The sequence below is a fragment of the Paraburkholderia graminis C4D1M genome (assembly GCF_000172415.1).
Lineage (GTDB): Bacteria > Pseudomonadota > Gammaproteobacteria > Burkholderiales > Burkholderiaceae > Paraburkholderia > Paraburkholderia graminis.
The window spans coordinates 115,594-134,041 of sequence record NZ_ABLD01000008.1; the positions used below are offsets into that span (position 1 = coordinate 115,594).

At 59.8% G+C, this 18,448-nt stretch carries 15 protein-coding genes; 11 read left to right on the top strand and 4 right to left on the bottom strand.

Annotation, left to right across the window (positions count from 1 at the left end):
• The first annotated feature begins 15 nt into the window (after positions 1-15).
• A complete protein-coding gene (locus BGRAMDRAFT_RS15980) occupies positions 16-1,458 on the top strand; it encodes an HdeD family acid-resistance protein (RefSeq protein WP_006049821.1) in 1,443 nt (480 codons plus the stop codon).
• 2 nt (positions 1,459-1,460) lie between these two features.
• Here the strand turns inward: BGRAMDRAFT_RS15980 and BGRAMDRAFT_RS15985 are convergent, their stop codons facing one another.
• Positions 1,461-3,626, bottom strand: coding sequence for a hypothetical protein (locus tag BGRAMDRAFT_RS15985; protein ID WP_006049822.1), 2,166 nt, complete (start codon positions 3,624-3,626; stop codon positions 1,461-1,463).
• A gap of 298 nt (positions 3,627-3,924) precedes the next feature.
• Here BGRAMDRAFT_RS15985 and BGRAMDRAFT_RS15990 point away from each other — a divergent pair, with 298 nt between their 5' ends.
• The gene (locus BGRAMDRAFT_RS15990) at positions 3,925-5,214 is read left to right on the top strand and encodes an MFS transporter (protein WP_006049823.1); all 1,290 of its coding nucleotides are present in this window, start codon (positions 3,925-3,927) and stop codon (positions 5,212-5,214) included.
• Positions 5,215-5,262: 48 nt separating this feature from the next.
• Here BGRAMDRAFT_RS15990 and BGRAMDRAFT_RS15995 read toward each other — a convergent pair whose 3' ends face one another.
• Positions 5,263-6,255: a LacI family DNA-binding transcriptional regulator gene (locus BGRAMDRAFT_RS15995; RefSeq protein ID WP_006049824.1), complete on the bottom strand. Its 993-nt coding sequence runs from the start codon at positions 6,253-6,255 to the stop codon at positions 5,263-5,265.
• A gap of 156 nt (positions 6,256-6,411) precedes the next feature.
• Here BGRAMDRAFT_RS15995 and BGRAMDRAFT_RS16000 point away from each other — a divergent pair, with 156 nt between their 5' ends.
• From BGRAMDRAFT_RS16000 to BGRAMDRAFT_RS16030, 7 genes are all read left to right on the top strand, one after another.
• Positions 6,412-7,263, top strand: a complete 852-nt coding sequence (locus BGRAMDRAFT_RS16000; RefSeq protein WP_006049825.1) for an NAD-dependent epimerase/dehydratase family protein — start codon at positions 6,412-6,414, stop codon at positions 7,261-7,263.
• Positions 7,264-7,612: 349 nt separating this feature from the next.
• Positions 7,613-9,034: a UbiA family prenyltransferase gene (locus BGRAMDRAFT_RS16005; protein WP_006049826.1), complete on the top strand. Its 1,422-nt coding sequence runs from the start codon at positions 7,613-7,615 to the stop codon at positions 9,032-9,034.
• 75 nt (positions 9,035-9,109) lie between these two features.
• The gene (locus BGRAMDRAFT_RS16010; protein WP_232292279.1) at positions 9,110-9,409 is read left to right on the top strand and encodes a DMT family transporter; all 300 of its coding nucleotides are present in this window, start codon (positions 9,110-9,112) and stop codon (positions 9,407-9,409) included.
• A gap of 315 nt (positions 9,410-9,724) precedes the next feature.
• On the top strand, positions 9,725-10,417 hold the full coding sequence (locus tag BGRAMDRAFT_RS16015) for a phosphatase PAP2 family protein (RefSeq protein WP_006049828.1): 693 nt from the start codon (positions 9,725-9,727) through the stop codon (positions 10,415-10,417).
• A gap of 273 nt (positions 10,418-10,690) precedes the next feature.
• Positions 10,691-12,037 (top strand): hypothetical protein, encoded by a 1,347-nt coding sequence (locus BGRAMDRAFT_RS16020; protein WP_232292280.1) that lies wholly within the window; start codon positions 10,691-10,693, stop codon positions 12,035-12,037.
• A 143-nt stretch (positions 12,038-12,180) separates the two neighbouring features.
• Complete coding sequence (locus BGRAMDRAFT_RS16025; protein ID WP_006049830.1) at positions 12,181-12,984, top strand: DUF72 domain-containing protein; 804 nt, start codon at positions 12,181-12,183, stop codon at positions 12,982-12,984.
• 197 nt (positions 12,985-13,181) lie between these two features.
• Positions 13,182-14,300 carry a 3-deoxy-7-phosphoheptulonate synthase gene (locus BGRAMDRAFT_RS16030; protein WP_006049831.1) on the top strand — a complete coding sequence of 373 codons (1,119 nt, stop codon included), beginning with the start codon at positions 13,182-13,184 and terminating at the stop codon, positions 14,298-14,300.
• A gap of 179 nt (positions 14,301-14,479) precedes the next feature.
• Here the strand turns inward: BGRAMDRAFT_RS16030 and BGRAMDRAFT_RS16035 are convergent, their stop codons facing one another.
• Positions 14,480-14,758, bottom strand: coding sequence for an HU family DNA-binding protein (locus BGRAMDRAFT_RS16035; protein ID WP_006049832.1), 279 nt, complete (start codon positions 14,756-14,758; stop codon positions 14,480-14,482).
• 350 nt (positions 14,759-15,108) lie between these two features.
• Between BGRAMDRAFT_RS16035 and BGRAMDRAFT_RS16040 the strand changes: the two genes are divergently transcribed.
• Together BGRAMDRAFT_RS16040 and BGRAMDRAFT_RS16045 are read left to right on the top strand one after the other, a co-directional pair.
• Positions 15,109-15,492, top strand: coding sequence for a hypothetical protein (locus BGRAMDRAFT_RS16040; protein ID WP_006049833.1), 384 nt, complete (start codon positions 15,109-15,111; stop codon positions 15,490-15,492).
• 177 nt (positions 15,493-15,669) lie between these two features.
• Positions 15,670-17,643, top strand: coding sequence for a putative bifunctional diguanylate cyclase/phosphodiesterase (locus BGRAMDRAFT_RS16045; RefSeq protein WP_006049834.1), 1,974 nt, complete (start codon positions 15,670-15,672; stop codon positions 17,641-17,643).
• 21 nt (positions 17,644-17,664) lie between these two features.
• On the opposite strand, the gene BGRAMDRAFT_RS16050 is transcribed toward BGRAMDRAFT_RS16045, so the two are convergent.
• Positions 17,665-18,393: a DUF899 family protein gene (locus BGRAMDRAFT_RS16050; RefSeq protein ID WP_006049835.1), complete on the bottom strand. Its 729-nt coding sequence runs from the start codon at positions 18,391-18,393 to the stop codon at positions 17,665-17,667.
• Between the last annotated feature and the right edge of the window lie 55 nt (positions 18,394-18,448).

The window sequence follows — 18,448 nt, forward strand, 5'->3', positions numbered from 1 at the left end:
CAAGGAGGATTCGTTATGGTTCGTCTGGTCATGATTCTGCTCGGCGTCGATTACCTGCGCACGCGTTGGCGCTCGCTCAGGATGATGGGCGCGGCTAGCCTGCTGCTCGGCATCGTCGTGTTCATCGACGCGCTCGACGGCGCGCTCTATTTTCCGATCACGCCGTTTGCGGTTTTGTTGCTGCTCGAAGGGCTCGCCACACTCGCGGTCGCGTGGACCGGCATGGGCGGCCAGCGCACGCTGCGCTATGCGAAGGGCATCGCGTTCTCGCTGGCGGCCGCGCTGATTCTCGCGGGTCATCATCATGGACACTTCGCGCTGTCGATGATTTTCGGCACGCTGTTTCTCGCCGATGGCCTGTTGCAGATCGTCTCGGCACATGTCGTGCGCTACCGTACGTGGCGGCTCGCAACGATTGGCGGCGGCGTGGAAATCGCGTTGGCCCTCTTCTTCTATCAGCCGTACCCCACGCATTATGTCGGCACCGTACCGTATTGCCTCGGCCTCGGTTTGATATTCGGCGGCTGGAATCTTTTGTTGCTAAGTACGCGCGTGCGGCGCCTCGTGTCGAATCCCGCAGTCGATTCGGATGCCGAACGACCGGACAACAGCGATGCAGCGACTCGGGCCGCGATGACGAACATCGAATGGGACGGCCCGCCCGCCGCCGACGAAGCCGCGCTCACCGTGCATGTGTGGACCCCCGTCGGATCGGCCAAAGGCGAGGCGCGGCGACAGCCGATTGTCGATCGATATATCGCGGCGGTGGATCGCAACGGCGTGATCTCGACCGGACACGCGGCGCTGGAAGCACCTGACGGCATTTACGTGAGCCTCTATCCCGCGGTGGAATTCGATCGTTCGCCGGATGACTTCGCGCGGCTTTTGCGTGCCACGCGCGAGAACGATGTGCCCGGCGTGTTCCAGCCTGACTATGCGACGGAATCGAAGGCGTGGTGTCCGTCGACGGTTCAGGTGCGCATACGCAATTACGATCCGGCCCGCTTGCGCCGCTTCTGGGACGCGTATCGGCAGGACACCACGTATAACCTGACGTCCCGCAACTGTTCGAGCAGTGTCTCGCGCGCGCTCGAGGCGGCGATCGAAGGGGCTTCGACACGCGTATGGGGCGGCCTCGGTGGCGTCGGCGGCCTCGGCGGGTGGCGGCCTTTTCTTCGCGTGATCACGACGCCGGAGCTATGGGTTGCGGCGCAAATACGCAAACGCGCGGCGACGATGGCGTGGACGCCCGGCCTCACGCTCGACTATGCGCGCGCGCTCAGCATGCTTGCCGATCCGCGTCCTTCCGGCTGGGTCAGGATGGCGCGTCTGGCCATGCGCAAGATGGTTCGATCGCGGCGTCTGGATCGTGAACCTGCCGATGATCCGTCGATGCTGCGGACGCTCGTATCCGATCATCGAGCAACCGCAGCAAAGACGAACGAAGAACAACGCTAACGCTAACTGCTGTACTTCAGGCTCCAGCCGAACGTGCGGGTACTGCCGGCGTTGATCGTGAACGGCTGCGTCATGCACGCGAAGTTCGAGTGCAGCTGGCCGATCGGCGTCGTCGACAAGGGGTTCGTGGCGCCGCCCGCCGTCGTATCGAAGTTCGACAACGCGCAACTGTCGAAACCCGTGGTGCCGTAGCCGGTCGCATTGCTATTGGCGTTATTGGCGTAATTGACCGAGAAGCCGTCGCCGTTGGCGGTCGTGCTCAGGTAATCGGCGAATGAAGTGAAGTCGGTTTCCACCGTCACATTGCCGGTCAGCGTCGCCGAACTCAGCGTATCGGTGCGCGTCAGCGTGCCCCGGCCGAATGTGAGCACCGTATGCGCCTGCAAATCGAGGTCGGTCGAGAACGCCGCGTTCTTCGCGGCTTGTCTGAACTTCGCCGTGTCGAACGACACGATCACCTGACCATTACTCTCCGTGACGTTGAGATTTTTATAGTAGGTGACGGGTATGTAGGTCTTGCCGTTATACGACACCTGCGGAATCAGCAATGCATAGCCGAGATCGGTCGTACCATAGATAAGTTTGTCGGAGAAAGGAACCGGGTAATACGGCGTGAATGAATTGTAGTCGGGCGCCTGGCTCAGATTCAGATTGATAACCCGATTGCCGTCACGCACGGTCAGAAGCGCCGCACTGTACGGGTGCGCGGTATCGGTGGGCTGGTTGTACCAGGTCAGCGTATAGCGCGGTCTTGCATCGAGCCACGCCTGATAGTCGGAATCGGCCATCGGCGCCTTGCCGCCGAAACCCAGTTTGCTCCACCACGCATCGACATACATGTACTGATGCAGCAGGCTGAAGTTCTCACCCATCACGCGCGGCTTGCCGCGGTAAGTATCGGTGCCGCGGCCTTTCACCCACATATTCACCGACGGAGTCGGCAACGTCGGGTCATACCAGAACGTTTCATAGCGGCGAGCCGCCTTATAGATGAACGTATAGGCGATCTGCATTTCCTGCGGCGTCAATACGCCGGCATTGGCTGCGGCAGTGAGAACTTCCATGAATGCCGAATCGCCATAAGGACCAATGGACCGTCCATAGTTGAAGCCCTCGCCGTCCGCGTTCAATTGAGGAAGAATAAGATCGACCGATTTCCTCAAATAGCCCTTCAATTCCGGCGTGAGATTGGCTTCGTTGCCCATTTCGAGTGTGCGCTCGACTACTTCGCCGATCAGCAACGTGCTGTATCTGTCGAAGCGCGCCTGGTCGTAATAGGTCGTGTGCGTGTTCGATGCTTCGTCGGAGAAGCCGCCCGACGAATCGTTGCGGATATGGTTCGTCAGCGTGTATAGCAACGCGTCGCGCGCGTTCATCGTGGCAACGGCCGGGTCGGTGGCGGACGAAAACGTCGGATTGCTCCAGCCGAGCTTCTGCCGTAGTCCAGCAATGCCGTACGACACAGCATAGTAATTCTGCGCGGTATTCAGCGATGCAACGTCGATCGGCACGCCGGCCGCAGGACATGTATTCGTCTTTCCGCTCGAATCCGCGCCGAACATGTCGCAGAAGGTTAGACGGTTTTGCAGCGTCGCCAGCATTGTGTCGCTGAATACTTCATTGAGCATGCCGTGCGCCTTGAAGTTGTTCAGCGCCACCAGGTAATAGTATTCGCCCCACGAGGTATTGGCGTAGGTGTAATTGCCGCCGCTCGGCTGCGCCATCATCGCGGTGGTGATCTTCTGGTAGGTCGCCAGATAGTCCGCGTATTTCGGATCGCCCTTCGCCTTCATATCGATCAGGATGTACGAAAGGCCGAGCGCGAGTTTGCCGGGCAGGAATTTGTCGCCCGTGTTGGTGTCGAGCACGTGTACCGGAGTGCCGTCGCCGAGATCCATCACGACCTGCGTGAAGTCCGGCGATTTCCTGATCAGATCGAAGAGCGCCCGCATCTGGCCCATCATCGTAATGGGCACATCGGTTCCTCGCGGAACACTGGTATCGCTCGCGCCATAAACGATTGCATGCAGCGACGGCGCGGCTGTCGGCGTGGGCGTAGGCGCGGGCGGCTGGTTCGCATCGTCGGTGCCGCTGCCGCAGGCCGACATGAGAAGAAGCGTCAACGTACTCACAGCACACCTGCCGATGGACTTTCGTGGGGAACGCATGTCTGTCTCCTGATTAGTGTTGGATAGAGCTCGGCGGCTCCTGGCAACCTTCGAGAAAACGATTAACCTATTGCACGGCGCTATCGTCGCACCATTTCGCCGTCGCGCACAACCCTAGGTAAACTCAGCACTAGCATTGCGGCCGCAAAGCTTCTATTCTAGAAAAACGTTTTCCTAATTGGGTCCAAATCGCTGACCGCGCGCGACTGCGCCGGGTGCTGCGCCGCGGGCCCGGGCGCTCGTCGCCCGGCACAGAAAAGCGCGGCGCGACGAGCGAAGCCGTGCGACGGAGACATCCATGCAAACTGCCGTACTCGGTCTTGCCCGTACAGCCAGCCGCTACCGCTGGACGGTCTGCGCACTGCTGTTCTTCGCGACCGTCATCAACTACATGGACCGCCAGATTCTCGGGCTGCTCGCGCCGCTGCTGCAGCACGACATCGGCTGGACACAGGTGCAGTACGGCCGCATCGTGATCGCGTTTTCCGCGTTCTATGCAGTGGGGCTTTTGTGCTTCGGCCGTATCGTCGACTGGCTCGGCACGCGCATTTCGTATGCGCTCGCCATGCTGGTGTGGAGCGTGGCCGCAATGCTGCATGCGGCGGTGGGTTCGGTCACCGGCTTCGCGATGGTCCGCGCGCTGCTCGGCATAGGCGAAGGCGGCAATTTCCCGGCCGCCATCAAGACCACCGCCGAATGGTTTCCGCGACGCGAGCGCGCGCTTGCAACCGGCATCTTCAACTCCGGCGCGAATATCGGCGCCGTGTTCGCGCCCGCGATCATTCCGCCGCTTGCGCTCGCGTTCGGCTGGCGCGCGGCGTTCGTGATCATCGGCGCGCTGGGCTTGCTGTGGCTCGTCGTATGGTTCGCGTTCTACCGCTCGGCCGAACCGCGCTCACACGACGACGATCTCGACGAGGCACGCGACGAAGTCGAAGCACTCGACGCCGCCAACGTGAACGCGCGTGCGCCTGGTTGGGGCGTATTGATCCGCAAGCGCCAGACATGGGCGTTCCTGATCGGCAAGTTCCTGACCGACCCGGTATGGTGGTTCTATCTGTTCTGGCTGCCGAAGTGGCTCAACGAATCGCGCGGCATGGACATGCAGCATATCGGCCTGCCCCTCGTGTGCATCTACGCGATGACGACCGTGGGCAGCATCGGCGGCGGCTGGCTTTCGTCGGCACTATTGCGCGCAGGGTGGACGGTGAACGCCGCGCGCAAGACCGCGATGTTGATCTGCGCGTGCTGCGTGCTGCCGATTGCGTTCGTCTCGCAGGTCGACAATCTGTGGGGCGCGGTTGCGATCGTCGGCCTAGCGGCGGCAGCGCATCAGGGCTGGTCCGCGAATCTGTTCACCACGGCGTCGGACCTGTTTCCGAAGCGCGCGCTCGGCGCGGTGGTGGGCATCGGCGGAATGGCCGGTTCGATTGGCGGCGTGCTGTTCTCCGAAGTGATCGGCCAGGTACTGCAACGCACGGGGCACTACTGGGTACTGTTCGCTATCGGCGCGCTCGCCTATCTCGTCGCGTTTGGCGTGATGCACTTGCTGACGCCGCGTATGGCGCCGGCGAAACTCGAAGCGTAACAACAACGCGAGAAGCGCGAGAAGTACGGGTTGAAAGCGCGATATGTGTCAGCCGCAGGCCGCCGTGGATTCACGCACGATGAGCCTCGGCTCGCACATCGAATGCCCTGTTTGCGCGTGGCCCGCGAGTTGATCGATCAGCTTTTGCATCGCGAGTTCGCCCATCTTCTCGCTTTGAATATCGACGGTGGTCAACGCGGGGGCCGCATATTCGCCGTACGGAACGTTGTCGACGCCGGTCACCGACAACTCTTGCGGCAATTTGATGCCGAGCGACGCCGCCTCTTTCATGAAGCCGAGCGCGATAAGGTCGTTGTAGCAGATCACCGCTTGCGGCCTGTGCGGTCCAAGCATCACGCGCGAGCACGCGTGTTCGCCGGCATGCGCAGTGGGCGCATGCGCGTCGTACACGTCGAGCGTGAGACCCGCTTCCTCGAGACAATCGCGCGCGCCGCGAATGCGCTCGTCGTTGATGCGTGCCTGCCCAAAGCCGAGATAAGCGATCTGACGATGCCCGAGATTGAGCAGGTGCCGCGCGAGCATGTAGGTTGCGAGCCGGTTGTCGATGCCCACGCTCGGGATTGGCAGGGTCTCGCTGTGCCGCAACAGCACGAGCGGCTTGTCGAGATCGAGCAGCCATTGCGACTCGCTGTCGGACATGCGCGAGCTGATGATCAACCCGTCGACGCGCTGCGCGAGTGCTTCGATCAACGGCTTTTCGCGCGCCTGGTTTTCGTCGGTATCCACGAGCAGCAGCGTGTAATCGTGGCGCAGCGCAATGCGGTTCGCGCCCTTCACGACGTTAGTGAAGTGCGGATTGCTGATGTCGAGAATCGTCAATCCGATCGCGCGTGTGCGGCCCGTAATCATGGATCGCGCAAGCGGATTCGAACGGTAGCCGAGATCTTCGATCGCCGCTTTGAGGCGCGCCTCCACGGGTGGCGAGAAGCGCTGCGCGCCGTTCATGAACTTGGACACGGTTGCGACCGATACGCCCGCGGCAGCCGCGACGTCGCGAATAGTTGGAGGAAGTTTTTTCATCGCGCAGTTAACGGGTTCTCCTGTTAACGGATTGTCGCAGAAATGGGCTGGCGCGCGTTTGTTTTGATTCGGTTGCAGGCTTCGGCGTGCCGCCGGTCGCGCGCCGCATAAAAACATTTTTGCAATTTAACCACGCAATATGCAGGAGTTTTATCGATGAGCCAAACCATCAGCGAATCGTCCACAGTAGATCGAAAGCCGTTCCGGCGCCTGCTGCTGACCGGCGGCGCCGGCAACCTGGGCCGGCAGTTGCGCGGCGCACTCGCGGAATGGGCCGAGGTCGTGCGCGTGACCGACATTGCGAGTCTCGGCGAGCCCGCGGCGCATGAAGAAACGAGTGTGGTCGATCTCGCCGACCGCGCAGCGGTGATGCAACTCGTCGAAGGTGTCGACGCAATCGTGCACCTCGGCGGCATTTCCATCGACGCGCCATTCAACGATCTGCTCGGCGCGAACATCGCCGGCACTTACAACCTGTATGAAGCCGCGCGCAAACACGGTGTCAAACGGATCGTGTTCGCGAGTTCGAATCATGTGATCGGCTTTCATCCGGTGACCGAGGTAATCGACGCCGATTCGCCGCAGCGTCCCGATAGTCTGTATGGCGTGAGCAAGTGCTTCGGCGAAGCGCTTTCGCGCTACTACTACGATCGCTTCGGAATAGAAACGGTGTGCATGCGCATTGGTTCGTCGTTTGAAGAACCTAAAAATCCGCGGATGCTCGTCACCTATCTGAGCTATCGCGACTTCATCGAACTCGTGCGCTGCTCGCTGTTCACCAATCGCGTGGGGCATGTTGTCGTGTACGGCGCGTCGGACAATCCGGTCAAGTGGTGGGATAACACCAAGGCCGCGTTCCTCGGCTTCAATCCGCGCGACAGTTCCGCGCCGTTCGCGTCGCGCTTTCCGGCAACGGCGCCTGACGACTCGCGCGACGATCCCGCGCAGCGCTTTCAAGGTGGGCCGTTCGTGTTAGGCGAGCCGATGGAGAGTGAGAAGCCGCGCTAACTTCGCGAGGTGGGCTAATTCGTCATAGCAGCGAGCCCGCCATTCGGCTCGCCGCCTTGCGCGGTTTCGAGCGACGGGCAAGAGATCGCGGAAAAGGTTTGTCCGCAACCGGCATCAGCATCTGAGCCGAAGGCGCATATATCGCTCAGATGCTATGCGCAAAACCTTAAGGAAACCTGAAGAACAGTTGCGCTTTAGCCAGTGTGACAGTTTTTTTAACGACGCCGCGACAAGTGTGTTCTGACGCACAGTGCAGAGCAAATCGAGCACTATTCTTGAAGAGGAAAGTGTATGCAATGCGCGTTGCCTGACGAATCAGGCATGCAGCCCAGACTCACACGAGGTGATGATGTCCCAGGCGAGCGTACCCCTTTGCGTCGATCTCGATGGCACGCTGACCAGCACCGACCTTCTGGTCGAATCTTTCCTCGTGCTGATAAAGCGAAATCCACTGTATGCGTTTTTTTGTATTGGCTGGCTGTTTCGCGGCAAAGCGCATCTGAAAGCGCAGATTGCCCAGCGGGCGGCAATCGATGTGACATTGCTTCCCTATAACGCGCGCCTCGTGGCGTTCCTGCGTGCAGAGCGATCCAGTGGCAGGGATCTGTATTTATGCACGGCTGCGAACCGCAAGTTCGCGGAACAGATAGCCTCATACTTCGGTTTCTTCGCGGGTATTCTCGCGAGCAACGACGCTCTGAATCTGTCCGGCGTCCAGAAGGCGTGCGCTTTGTCCGAGGAATTCGGTCCGCATGGCTTCGACTATTGCGGCAACGCGCTGTGCGACGTACCCGTTTGGAAACAGTGCAGACGGGCAATCGTTGTGGGAACGCGCCCGATCGCCGAGGCGGCCGAGATGGTGAATCAGAAGGTTCTCTTCTTCGAGGAGCGGCGATCGCTCATCGGCCTGACCGTCAGGGAAATGCGTGTTTATCAGTGGGTCAAGAATCTCCTGATTTTTGTACCGCTGCTCGCATCGCACCGTTTTACCGAAGGGGACACGCTTCGAGCCGAAGCCATCGCATTTTTTTCCTTCTGCTTCTGTGCTTCATCGGTATATCTGCTCAATGACATGCTGGACCTCGATGCGGACCGGCGCCACATAAGCAAGCGCAATCGGCCATTTGCTTCGGGACAGTTATCGCTCGCTTTCGGCATGCTTATCGGGTGTGCGCTGCTCGTCGCCTCTGCGGGTCTTGCCCTGCTTTTGCCTTCCACATTTCAGCTCGTATTGGCCGGCTACTTCGCAACTACGCTTGCTTATTCGCTCAGGCTCAAACGGTTCGTGCTTATCGATGTCTTTGTGCTCGCGGCTCTTTACACCGCCCGGGTCGCGGCGGGCGGCGCCGCGGGGGACATTCCCCTGTCGGACTGGTTGATCATGTTTTCTATTCTGATCTTTCTCAGTCTCGCGATGGTGAAGCGCTACGCAGAGCTCGACGCGCTATTGCGTGAAGCAAAAGTTTGCGCAGTCGGGCGCGGTTATGTTACGCAGGATCTCGGCATTCTGCGTTCATTCGGCACGGCTTCTGGCTACGTCGCGGTACTGGTGCTCGCGCTCTACATGAATTCATCCGATGTACGGATGCTCTATCGGCACCCGCACGCACTCTGGTTGTTATTCGGGCTGCTGCTCTTCTGGATTAGCCGTGTGTGGATGTTGGCCTTTCGCGGCGAGATGCAAGACGATCCGATTGTGTTCACCTTCAAGAACCGCCTTAGCCTGCTGGTAGTCTGCCTCTGCGTAGCGACGGTGATAGCGGCAAGCTGACCCTCGACCATTCAATCGATGCAATTCTTTTTTCTGTTTCTGAGCGGCACGTGCAGTGCCTCGGCGAGCATTCTTTTGCGCATTGCGGCGCGGGTTGATAACGACCCCTCGTTGTTCGCGACCGGTGGCCGGCCGTTACTTTATCGACTCGCCGCGATAGCGGCTTATGGTGCCGGGTTCGGCCTTTATGCGCTGGCACTCAAGCGCGTCGAGCTGAGCGTGGCTTATCCGCTGATGGTTGCAGTCACGATCCTCGAGATTCTTGTGTTTGGCGTCGTGTCAGGCGAAGCGGTTTCGCCGCGGATCGTCGCAGGCGCAGGCTTCCTTCTCATAAGCGTGCTGTTGCTATACCTGCCGTCGAGCGCACGGCCGTAAGCGTGATCCTGACCTGAACTTCGCTGCTCATACCAGTACTTCGCGAGGCTGCTTGCGCGTGACCCGATGTTCCGTGACGGCGATGTTCCGTGACGGCGATCTGAAAGCATTCTTCATTTCAGGCCACAACGGGAAATTTTTTGGAACGTAGCGTGCGCAAGCGCGCATTCGGGAGCCGATGTCGATCCTCCGACGGTGGCAAATATCATAATCTGGGTGTACCGCAGGTAGGAAAGCGACTCGTTGGGCGAACCCCTCCGCAAGACGGAGGGTTGCCGTCCGGTCCCAGTACGAACCTTACTGTCTACGCGAAAAATGAACAGCTTCGATACGAGCATCGAGACGTTCCTTAGCGGATTCAATTCGTGTGCGCTCTGCAATCATGCGGTGCAAGCCATTGCCAACATGTACACCTTCAAAGGTCTGGTTCTGATCCCGGCTTTGTGGTGGATATGGTTTCAATCGGCGGAGCGTCGGCAATGGAGGCGTGAAGTCGTCATTGCAACGGCCGTGAGTGGCCTGTTGGCCCTTCTTGCAGGAAGGCTTCTCGCGCATTTTTTACCCTTCCGTATGCGCCCCGCCTTTTCACCCGAGCTAAACCTTCATTTCCCGTTTGTCCCGCAAAGCGAAAGCATGTTGTCAACGTGGAGTTCCTTTCCTAGCGATCACGCAATGCTGTGGATGTCGGTCGCAGTAGGGCTCTTTGTCGTCTCGCGCCGCATCGGCATTCTCGCGCTTCTCTACGTCGCCATTTTCATTTGCATTCCCCGCGCCTACCTCGGCTTCCACTATCCGACGGACCTGTTGGCGGGCGCTGCGATCGGCATCGTCATTACCTATGTCATGACGCGCGATTCCGTGAGACCGCTTTACGCAACTCCTATATTGCGTTGGATCGAGCGCTACCCCGGACTATCGGCGATGCTTGGATTCGTGTTGTGCCTGGAACTTGTTACCCAGTTCGATGAGATTAGAACTTTCGCGACTTCGATCCTCAAGGTTGTTTGATTCGTTCGTTACCCGCACGACGCAAAGCGCTTTAACAACCTGAAAGGGGATTTGATGACTGCACAAAGAGGACCCGTGCAGGGCGGCAGGCCGTTGACTCTGTGGGCCGTCTGGCTAATCGCCACTCTCGTGGCCTCATTGCCGCTCTTCGTTTCGTCGATACCTCCGTTGGGGCAGCACTTTTATAATATCGTCAGGATAGACATTCTTGCGCATCCGGTTTCCTACGCCGGCGACTTTGTAGTTCGGTGGGACCCTTTACCCGATCTTGCGATGGACCTGACGGTCCCGTGGATCGCGAAGCTCATGCCGGTGGAATGGGCTGCGTGGCTCTTTATCGTTGTGGAACTCGCGTTGATCAGCTCGGGATGCCTGATCCTCAGCCGTGCGCTGAACGGCCGCTGGTCATGGTTCCCATTGACCAGTTTCCTGCTGCTCTACAACTGGATTCTGATTCGCGGCTACGACAACTTTCTGTTCGGAATCGGCCTTTGTTTATGGGCCATAGCGTTGCATGTCACGCTACGCCGGTCCACGGTCGCTCGAATCGCAGTCTCGTCTTGCAGCGCGCTTCTCATCTATTTTTGCCATCTGTTTCCTTTGGCCGTCTTTGCACTGGTCACGGGAACATGGGAGCTTGGCTGTCTGCTACAGGAAGACAAATTCCGCATCCGGTCGATGTTCAGGCATGCGAGCGCAACCCTGGTTCCGTTGATACTTCCCGTGGTATTGCTGGCGCACAGCAGTACCGGCGGGCTTCGCGGTTCCGTCGACTTCGGTTTCATTCATCTATTCGCCAAAGTGAGCCGCTGGCTCGATGTGTTCGCAATCGGTAATCCTCCCGCCGACATTGCAATTCTGGCAAGCCTGGGCCTGACGTTAGCCGTGGGCTTTCTGCTGAGGTGGTGGACGTGTCAGCCTGAGTGCCGGATAACCGTCATCGCGCTTCCGCTGGTCGCCCTATTCGCGCCATTCTCCGCATTTGCTTCTTATGGCGTTGTCGAGCGATGTGCGCTGAGCTTCGCGTTCCTGCTGACTGCACTGGTGGATGTGCGGGCTTCGAGACCGCGTCTGCAACGTGCCGGCGCGGTGGCGCTCACTATCGTCTTCCTGTTCCGCATTGCGACGGTAACTGCCGACTGGCGTGCGGCGAAGCCTGCCATTCAGGCATACAGGGCTACGTTTGCGTCCTTGAAATCAGGCTCTGTTCTGTTCCAGTACAAACAGGATACGACGTACCCGTCGCCAAGAACGGCGCCCGACCGGTGGAATCCGTATCTGGATAAAGTCGTCGCGCTCGCCACGCTTGATCGTGTTCTCGTACCGGATCTCTATTTGAAGGCGGGTCAACAGCCGGTGCTTTACCGCACCAAAAACGCCGCGTTGAGGAAGTTCCAGGACGACATTGAAAACGGCGATAAGGCATTCCGCGCAAACGACGATATGCTGCGCGCGTGGGCAGCAAACTTGCAAAAAACATTTCCGGACTTGCCAACCCGATTCACTGAGGTGTACCTGGCAGTGTTCGATCCGCAACGGCGCCTGTCTGAAACACTCGCTGGCTGGCAACTCGTTGCGACTTTACCGGAACATCGGCTTTACCGGATGCTTCCTCGATAACCCCCGTTTTGATGAATGCCCCGCCCCTTCCTTACACGCGACGCACGATCGAGTAAGCTACTGCCTGACGCAACGTAGGGCTGTCAGCGCTCGAATCGACACCGGGGCGCCGCGAGGCAAACCAGAACAACGAGGAACCGCATATGGCAACGCGCACGAAACCGCGAATCCGGGTGGGCATTGGTGGCTGGACCTATGCCCCATGGCGCGGGGTGTTTTATCCCGAAGATCTAACGCAAAAGCGCGAGCTTGAATACGCGAGCCGCCAGTTGTCGACCATCGAAATCAATGGGACGTTCTACGGCTTGCAAAAGCCGGAGAGCTATGAAAAGTGGTATCAGGAAACGCCGGATGATTTCGTCTTTTCGCTGAAGGCGCCGCGCTACGCGACGAATCGAAAAGTACTCGCGGATGCCGGCGAGACCATCGAGCGTTTTTTCGCGAGCGGCGTGCTGCTGCTCAAACAGAAGCTCGGGCCCGTCAACTGGCAGTTTGCGCCGACCAAGAAATTCGACGGCGAAGATTTCGAGGCTTTCCTCAAGCTGCTGCCCGCGAGCATCGAAGGAATCAAGCTCAGGCATGCAATCGAAGTGCGCAACGAGAGCTTCAGGACACCCGAATTCATCGCGCTGGCACGCAAATACAAGGTCGCGGTGGTGCTGGCCGGCGACAGTGAATATCCGCAGATCGCCGACATCACCGCGCCGTTCGTGTACGCGCGCATCATGGGCACAACCGACAAAGAGGCCAACGGTTATCCGGCGAAAGCGCTCGACGCATGGGCCGAACGCGCGCGCCAACTGGCGGCGGGCACCACGCCCGGCGATCTGGAAACCTGTGGCGCGCCGCTCGCGAAAGCAGCCGCACACGATGTGTATCTTTACGTGATCAGCGGTTTCAAGGAACGCAATCCGGCCGCTGCAAAGGCGCTGATCGAGCGGCTTTAAGCAACGCTTTCGAGCGGCTTTTGCTCAGTTCTCACTCAGTTCTCGCTCACTTCGCGCGCACCCTCGAGCCGCGCGGTGTGCGCGGTGGCGCGCGAATGTCATAATCCCGGCAGCGAATTGCGCGCGACCCACCGCGCAACGACACCCACATTCAAGGCCGCAAGGCCAGCTCACATCGACAAGTCCGGGAGAATACCTTGAGCGCCATCGACAATCCTCTGCACGACCAGGAAGTCGGCTCGGCCGACGCCACCCAGGACACTACCCGCATCGACGACGTTCGCATCGGCGCGGTACGTCCGCTCATTTCGCCCGCGCTGCTGCAGGACGAACTTCCCGTGCCGCCCACGGTGCAATCGCTGGTGGAAAAAACCCGCGTGGAAATCGCCGACATTTTGCACGGGCGCGACGACCGCCTCGTGATGATCGTCGGGCCCTGCTCGATTCACGACCACGACCAGGCAATCGACTACGCGCAGAAGCTAAAAGCCGCTGCGGATGCGTACAAAGACGACCTGCTGATCATCATGCGCGTGTACTTCGAGAAGCCGCGCACTACCGTCGGCTGGAAAGGCTATATCAACGATCCGCGTTTGGACGGCAGTTTCCGCATCAATGAGGGCCTGCGTCTCGCGCGGCAATTGCTGCTCGACATCAACGGACTCGGCTTGCCGACTGCAACGGAATTTCTCGACCTGCTGAGCCCGCAGTACATTGCCGATCTGATCGCCTGGGGCGCAATTGGTGCGCGCACAACGGAAAGTCAGAGTCATCGGCAACTGGCTTCGGGCCTGAGTTGTCCGATCGGTTTCAAGAACGGCACCGACGGCGGTGTGCAGATTGCCGCCGACGCAATCGTCGCCGCGCGCGCAAGCCACGCGTTCATGGGCATGACGAAGATGGGCATGGCCGCGATCTTCGAAACGCGCGGCAACGACGACGCTCACGTGATTCTGCGCGGTGGCAAGAAAGGGCCGAACTATGACAGCGCGTCGGTGGCGGCAACCTGTGCAGCGCTTAAATCAGCGGGGCTGCGTGAACAGGTGATGATCGACTGCTCGCACGCAAATTCGGGCAAGTCGCATTTGCGTCAACTCGATGTGGTTCAGGATCTCGCGCAACAACTGTCCGCACACGAGCGCCGCATTATCGGCGTCATGCTTGAAAGTCATCTGGAAGAAGGCCGTCAGGATCTGAAGGCCGGCGAGCCGCTGCGTTACGGCGTGTCCATTACCGATGCATGCGTGAGCTGGACGCAAACGGAACCGGTGCTGGAGACGCTCGCCGAAGCGACGCGCAAGCGCCGCGCGAGCTGATTGCAGACGCAGCCTCGCTGCGTCGAGCGCGCTCGACGAAAGCCGGCGCACACGCGCCGCGCCATCCGCCGACGCGTTCGTCTATCGGGGCTGCGCAGCGCGCGATTCTTCACACTCGAGGCGTCGCTCGCAGCGCCATGACGGCGCATGGCGGACGCTCCAGTGTGAAGCGCGTTGCATTACGACGCGTTGACTGCTTCCTTGAACGCCTTGCCTGCGGTGAACTTCACCGTCTTGGCTGCGGCGATCTGGATCTCGGCGCCCGTCGACGGATTGCGGCCCACGCGTGCTGCACGCGCGCCAGTCGAGAAAGAACCGAAACCGACCAGTTGCACCGTATCGCCACCGACCACGGCTTTGGTCACCGCTTCAACGATAGCGTCGATGGTTTGGCCCGTGGCCGCTTTGCTTTCGCCCGTCGCTGCGGCGACTGCATCAATCAGTTCCTGTTTGTTCATAGCACTTCCCGTATGGTAATCATGGAAACGGCGCTACATCTGTCGCGCCGGGACCGACACACTAACGCATAGGCGCGCATTCGCGCAAACCCCGCGTGTAAGCCTTGTTTCACCCGCCCACTGGGGATTTGACGATTTTCTTCGGCAAAGTGCCATAAGAATCGCGCGCTTACGCGTTTCTCGCGCCGTACCGGCGCACGCGTCGAATCACAATCCGTTGCAATTTCAGTGCTTTAGCGCAGCCCCTCGCAATCGCCCAGCGATTTTTTACTATGTTATGGTGCCGCCCGCGAGCAGAGGCATTCGCCTTGCGACGCGCCGACAAGCCAGCAATCGGGAGAAAGAAAAAGATGAAATTTCGCCATATTGCAACATGTGCACTGCTCGGCGCGCTCGTCGGCGGCACTGCTTCAGCCGATGAAAACGGCTGCGCAACGCTCGCAAGCGCCACTCATTCGGCCACGCCGCAAGCTTTTCAGGTGCGCGACGGCGAGCCCGTGGATCTCATCAGCGGAATGAAAACGGTGCATGGCAAGCTGCTCGTATTCGGCGAAAACGGCATGTTTCGCGCTTACTGGCAGCCCGAAAACAGCGCCGAAAAGTATGTTCTGGCGAATGCCGGTGAGGACGCCGTGCGCCTCGTTTCGACGCCGCCGCAAGGCAGCCCCGCCACGCACGGCGAACCCGGTACGACGCTTGGACCCTTGCGCGTGCTGTCCTGTCCCACGCTTTGAGCCGCAATCCCAAGGTCAAAGTTACTCGAACGACGCGCGAATAAACGCCCCTTTCGCAACACGCAGGTCGTTCTTACCGTCTCACGAACTGAAGCTCGCATCGACTGCGCTCAAGGTCTGACCGGCCCCTGCCGATATACCAAGCTGCGTATGCGGCGCAAATGTTAAAGGACAGGAATGGTTGCAATAACCAGATTGCGAGAAGCGTTGTCGGTTGCGGAAGGAGACCCCGAGCTCGTGCGTTCGCAGGTCCAGGCGTTCGGCCGTCAGATTCCCCTTCTCTACTTCATCCTGATCGTCAATACGATGGCTGTCACGTTCACGCATTTGCATAGCGCGCCGGCGTGGATGTCCATCTACATTCCCGGCGCGCTTTGCACGCTGTGTGTCGTACGCTGCATGCGATGGTGGCGTGGCCGCAACCTGGTACTGACTCACGAGAAAGCCGTACCCGAATTGCGCCGGCTCATCTGGGTAGCGGGCATCTTCGGCATTGCATTCACTACCTGGTCGCTGATGCTGCTGCCCTACGGCACGCCGTATGAACAGGCGCACGTCGCGTTTTATATGGCGACGACGGTAGTGGGCTGCGTGTTCTGCCTGATGCATTTGCGCGTGGCCGCGTTGCTGCTGCTATCGATCGTTATCCTGAGTTTTGCGACGTTCCTCGTCTTCACCGGCTCGCCGGTTTTCATCGCGATGGCGGTCGACATGACGCTTATCGGACTCGCACTCGCGTTCATCATCGAACTGTATTACCGCTCGTTTGCGGGAGTCGTGCACACGCAGCGCGATTTGCAGGCGAGTCAGGAGAAGACTCAACGACTCAGCGACGAGAACTTTCGACTCGCAAGCATCGACAGCCTGACCGACCTGCCCAATCGCCGCAGCTTTTTCGCCTCGCTGCGCGCGCTGTCCGAGCAGGCGCTCGCCACTGGCGGCGGCTTTAATGTGGGCCTTATCGATCTCGACGGCTTCAAGCAGGTCAACGATATCTACGGTCACGCGAGCGGCGATCTCGTGCTGCAGGAAGTCGGCGTGCGTCTGCTTGCGCTCGCTGAGCCCGGCATATTCTTCGCGCGGCTCGGGGGCGACGAATTCGGAGTACTCGCGCAAAACCGGCAATCGAACGATGCGCTGCTCGAATTGGGCCAGCGCATTTGCGACGCGCTCAGTCAGCCGTATCGCGTCGCGGGCAATATCGCGGAATTGTCGGGCACGATCGGCTGGGCCGCATTTCCCGACGCGGGCAACACCGTTACTCAAGTGTTCGAGCGTGCGGATGCGGCGCTTTACGTCGGCAAGGAAGGCCGCCGCGGTACAGCGGTGATCTTCTCCACCGAGCACGAAACGCGCATTCGGCGTTCGAGTCTCGTCACGCAGGAATTGCGTCATGCGGAACTCGAGTCCGAACTCTTTCTGGAGTTTCAGCCGATCTCCGACGTCGTGACGAGACGGACAATCGGACTCGAAGCACTCGGCCGATGGCACAATCCGCGGCTCGGCGCAGTCAAGCCGGAAGAGTTCATCCGCATCGCGGAGCGCACCGAAATCATTCTGCGGATTACGGAAGTACTGCTGCATAAAGCACTCGCCGAAGTCCCGCATTGGCCAGCGGAACTCTATCTGTCGTTCAATCTTTCCGCGATCGATATTTCGACGTCGGCACGCGCGCGCCGTCTTATCGACATTGTCTCGGCAAGCGGCGTGCCGCCGCATCGCGTGTCGTTTGAGATCACGGAAACGGCGGTCACGCGCGACTTCGAGCAGGCCCGCTCCGCGCTCACGATGATCAAGCAGGCAGGCTGCCGCGTTTCGCTCGACGATTTCGGCACCGGCTATTCGAGCCTCAGTTACGTGCACCGTCTTCCGTTCGATTCGATCAAGATCGACCGCAGTTTCATGACCGACGTCGATTCGAATAGCGCATCGAAGAAGATCGTCAAATCGGTACTGGATCTGTGCAAGAACCTCGGGCTCGAATGTGTGGTCGAGGGGCTCGAGACTTCGTCGCAAGCGGAAGTGGTCAAGGCATTGGGCGCTCGCGCGGTGCAAGGCTACCTGTTCAGTCCGCCCATGCGTTCGGGCGCCGTGTCAGGCTATCTGCAATCCGCGTTCGCGCAAAGTCAGGCAAACGACGCAGCCAGCTAATCGCCCTTGCCGCGCGCCGCGCTAACGCGGTGCATTGTCGTATTGCAGCTTCGGATACCAGTCGCTGCCCCTGCCGCCTGGCGTCATATCGAGCACGGTCCAGATCGGCATTACGTCGGGCGCGCCTCGCGGGTCCTGGCCAGGATCCGCGGTCCACGGACCCATTTCCGCGGCCCAGAAGTGACGCACCGTCCCATTGGTTCTCGTGAACACGTTGAATGCGGGCACGTCGTCGCCGTCCGGATCTTCTCCCGCATAGTCGCGATTGAATGTATTGCCCGCCGACGAATACAGCCGCAAATGGCGCCAGCCGCGCTCTTTCTTGAAGGCGGCGAGTTTCTCTATCGGCGAACGCGCGATCACCGCAAATGCGACGCGCTGCAGAATGTCGGGCATTTCGCCGTCATACGCACTCAGCAGCGAAGTGCACATTGGGCAAGGCCGCTCGCGCTGTGGACCGAACATCCAGTTATAGGTGACGAGTGTGTCGTGAGTGCCGAACATTTGGGACAACGTGACGGGTCCGGACTCTCCTTCGAAACGATAATCCTCCGGCACCGCGCCGCCGAGCGGCAACGCGCGGCGCTGCGCGGCGACGCGTTCGATATGGCGGCGCAGTTCGATTTCTTCAGCGAGCAAGTCATTGCGTGCACGCCGATATTCGGCGCTTTCGCCGGGAAAACGGCGCGGCGAGTCGGCCAGTTCGCGGGCCGGCTTGAGCGTCGATGAAGCCTGGTTCAGTTCAGTCATCTGGCATCTCCTGTCGATGAGAAAGGACAAGTGAGCGGCTAAAGGGCTAAAGGGC